The 3340-nt window shown below is 68.9% G+C and carries 3 protein-coding genes and 1 pseudogene; all 4 read right to left on the bottom strand.

What is annotated here, in order from left to right:
* Positions 1-70 precede the first annotated feature (70 nt).
* The gene (locus FCK90_RS15150; protein WP_158035138.1) at positions 71-1330 is read right to left on the bottom strand and encodes a beta-ketoacyl-[acyl-carrier-protein] synthase family protein; all 1260 of its coding nucleotides are present in this window, start codon (positions 1328-1330) and stop codon (positions 71-73) included.
* 138 nt (positions 1331-1468) lie between these two features.
* A complete protein-coding gene (locus tag FCK90_RS15145) occupies positions 1469-1714 on the bottom strand; it encodes an acyl carrier protein (RefSeq protein ID WP_006215098.1) in 246 nt (81 codons plus the stop codon).
* A gap of 297 nt (positions 1715-2011) precedes the next feature.
* Positions 2012-3079, bottom strand: coding sequence for a beta-ketoacyl-ACP synthase III (locus FCK90_RS15140; RefSeq protein ID WP_158035137.1), 1068 nt, complete (start codon positions 3077-3079; stop codon positions 2012-2014).
* Between the two features lie 52 nt (positions 3080-3131).
* Positions 3132-3340 (bottom strand): annotated as a pseudogene (locus tag FCK90_RS15135) (ACP S-malonyltransferase); the annotation flags it as partial.

The raw sequence follows: 3340 nt of genomic DNA, 5'->3' as shown, positions 1-3340 counted from the left end.
GCACCGGTACCGGTGCGGAGCCCCCACTGCGACATCACGATTGCGACATCACCACGATCTCTCCGGGGTCTCAGTAGTCCCGGAACGCGACGACGGCGTTGTGCCCGCCGAAACCGAAGGAGTTGGACACGACCACGCCGGCCTCCTTGCGGAGTTCACGCGGCGTGGTGACCACGTCCAGGTCGATCTGCGAGTCCTTGTTCTCCAGGTTGATCGTGCGCGGGGCCGTGCGCTCGGTCAGCGCCTTGATGGCCAGGATGGCCTCCACGGCGCCCGCACCGCCGAGCATGTGCCCGGTCATGGACTTGGTGGCGGAGACGGGAATGCCGTCCACGGTGTTGCCGAAGGCCTCGCGCAGGGCCACCGCCTCGGGGAGGTCTCCCTTGGGGGTGGAGGTCGCGTGAGCGTTGACGTGGATGACGTCCTCGGCCGTGAACTCACCGGACTCCATGGCCTCGGTCAGCGCGCGTGCGGCACCCAGGCCGGCCTCGTCCGGGGCGGTGATGTGGAAGGCGTCCGCGGAGAGGCCCGCTCCCGCGAGCTCGCAGTAGATGCGAGCACCGCGGGCCTTGGCGAATTCCTCGGATTCCAGGACCACGGCGCCCGCGCCCTCGGCCATGACGAAGCCGTCACGGTCCACGTCGTAGGGCCGCGAGGCCCGCTCGGGCTCGTCGTTTCGGCGGGACAGCGCCTGCATCGCACCGAAGGCCGCGAAGTTGACGGGGTGGTTCGCCGATTCAGCTCCGCCGGCGACGACGATGTCCGCCTTGCCGCTGCGGATCAGCTCCAGGCCCTGATAGAACGACTCGGTGCCGGAGGCGCAGGCCGACACGGCCGTGATCGCCGCCCTCCGGGCCTTGAGCTCCATGCTGACGGTCGCGGCGTTGCCGTTGGGCATGAGCATCGGGACCGTGAGGGGCATGACCCGGCGCGCGCCCTTCTCGCGCAGGGTGTCCCAGGCGTTGAGCAGGGTCCAGGCGCCACCGATGCCGGTGCCGAAGACGGCGGCCACGCGTTCGGGATCGACTCCCTCCGCTTCCTCGGCGTTCGCCGCGGAGAACCCGGCATCGGCCCAGGCCTCGCGTGCGGAGATCAGGGAGAGCTGTCCGGAGGGGTCCAGGCGCTTGGCCTCGACGCGGGTCAGGACATCAGCGGCGGGGGTGGAGACGGAGGCGGCGATCCGCACGGCGAGGTTGTACGTCTCGACCCATTCCTCCTCGATCTTGGATACGCCAGAGACGCCGGCCAGGGCGTTCTGCCAGAGTTCGGGGACGGTGCCACCGATGGGCGTGGTGGCACCCAGACCGGTGACGACTACTTTGCGGGGCATGTCTGCACTACTTCCTGGTGTCCGGAGAGGGGCTTTCGCCTCACGCGATTCGCGGTGCGCGGGCCGTCGGGGCTGGGAGCCTCCGGTCGGCCTGGGCCTGCCGGCCGCGCACGCACCGCGAAACGGCGGGTGAAGGACTCAGCCCTGGGCGTTGTCGATGAAGTCGACGGCGTCCTGGACGGTCTTGAGGTTCTTGACCTCTTCGTCCGGGATGGTGACCTCGAACTTCTCCTCGCAGTTGACCACGATGGTCATCATGGAGATGGAGTCGATGTCCAGGTCCTCGGTGAAGTTCTTGTCGAGCTGAACGGCCTCGGTCTCCAGGCCGGTCTCCTCGTTCACGATCTCGGCCAGGCCGGCCAGAATCTCTTCCTTGCTCGCCATCTCGGCATTCCTTTCCTCGCGGCCCGTTGCCGGGCCTGCTGTGGTTTCGGTCGACGGGTGACGACCGGTGGATCGTCGGGCCCGGGTTCCAACCCTGGCCCGGGACGACCGGAGTGCAGTGCGGTGCCACTCTACGACGCGTTGAGCCCGCCTCGCGTGCTTGGCCGGTCCCCGGGATGAAAGCGTCGCACACATTGTCGTATCCGTCGCTCCCGCCCGGCCGCTGGACCGTCGTGGATGGCCGATCATGAGGACAGGCGAATCGTCATCGGACCGCCGCCATGAGCGACCAGGTTCTCAGGGCAGGATCACGACCTGCGCGGCGTAGACCAGGCCGGCGCCGAATCCGATCTGCAGGGCGGGCTTGCCCGAGAGCTCGGGATGCTCCTGCAGCAGGCGGTGGGCCGCCAGCGGCACCGAGGCCGCCGAGGTGTTCCCCGCATCGGCGATGTCCCGGGCGATCACCACGGACTCGGGCAGCTTGAGCACCTTGGCCATCTGATCGATGATGCGCATGTTCGCCTGATGGGGGATGAACGCCCCCAGGTCCTCCGGCTCCAGGCCGGCGGCATCGAGAGCCTCGGTGACCTTCTTGGCCGCCTCGAAGGAGGCCCAGCGGAAGACGGTCTGGCCGTCCTGCCGCAGCGTCGGCCACAGAGGGGCGTCCTCGGGCATCTCGCCGGTCTCGGAATCGGCCAGGTCCTTCCGGAACGGCCGGGCCCTGCCCATCTCCGCGTCGCGGATGTCGGTGAGCGGGTGGGTCATGCGGATGGCCTCGTGCTTGGAACCGTCCGAGCCCCAGACGGTGGGGCCGATGCCCGGGGCGTCGGAGGGGCCCACGACGGCGGCACCGGCTCCGTCGCCCAGCAGGAAGCTGATGGAGCGTTCGCCGTTGTCGATCACGTCGGAGAGCTTCTCGACCCCGACCACCAGGACGTACCGGCTCAGTCCCGACCGCACGAAGGCGTCGGCCTGGCCGATGCCGTAGCAGTACCCCGCGCACGCCGCGGAGATGTCGTAGGCGGCAGCCGGGGTGGCGCCGAGCCGGTCCGTGAGCACGGCCGCCATGGACGGCGTCAGGTAGGGGAAGGAGATCGTGGAGACCAGGACGGTGTCCAGCTGATCCGGGGTGATGCCGGCGGCCTCGATGGCCTCCTGGGCGGCGGCCAGGGCCATGTCCAGAGCTGAGGTGTCGTCACCGGCGCGATGGCGGGTCACGATGCCCGTGCGCTGGCGGATCCACTCGTCCGAGGAGTCGATCCACTGGCAGACGTCCTCGTTGGTGATGATCTTTTCCGGGCGGGAGGCGCCGAGACCCAGGATGCGGGAGTGGGCGATCGGTGTGTGCTGCTTGAGAGTCACCACGAGGTGAAAGCTCCTTCGGACGAAATGAGGTGCGGACGCTCTGGACGAGGCGTCAAGCCAAGATCTTACGGGCAGCTTCGAGATCCTCGGGAGTGTTGACCGCAGCGGCCGGCACGCCCTTCATACCGCGTTTGGCCAGGCCCACCAGGGTGCCGGCCGGGGGCATCTCGAGGAGCTGCTCCACGCCCATCTCCGTCAGCCGGCTCATGCACAGGTCCCAGCGGACCGGGCGGCACACCTGCTCGACCAGGGACTCGAGGT

The sequence above is a fragment of the Kocuria coralli genome, from assembly GCF_008831305.1.
Classification (GTDB): domain Bacteria; phylum Actinomycetota; class Actinomycetes; order Actinomycetales; family Micrococcaceae; genus Kocuria; species Kocuria coralli.
The sequence above is the reverse complement of the archived record's forward strand: the minus strand, read 5'-3'. Positions and strand labels throughout refer to the sequence as shown.

Bases quoted from the DNA above. Each gene is read 5' to 3' on its own strand.
- FCK90_RS15145 (WP_006215098.1), bottom strand. From the start codon at position 1,714: ATGGCGAGCAAGGAAGAGATTCTGGCCGGCCTGGCCGAGATCGTGAAC.
- FCK90_RS15150 (WP_158035138.1), bottom strand. From the start codon at position 1,330: ATGCCCCGCAAAGTAGTCGTCACCGGTCTGGGTGCCACCACGCCCATC.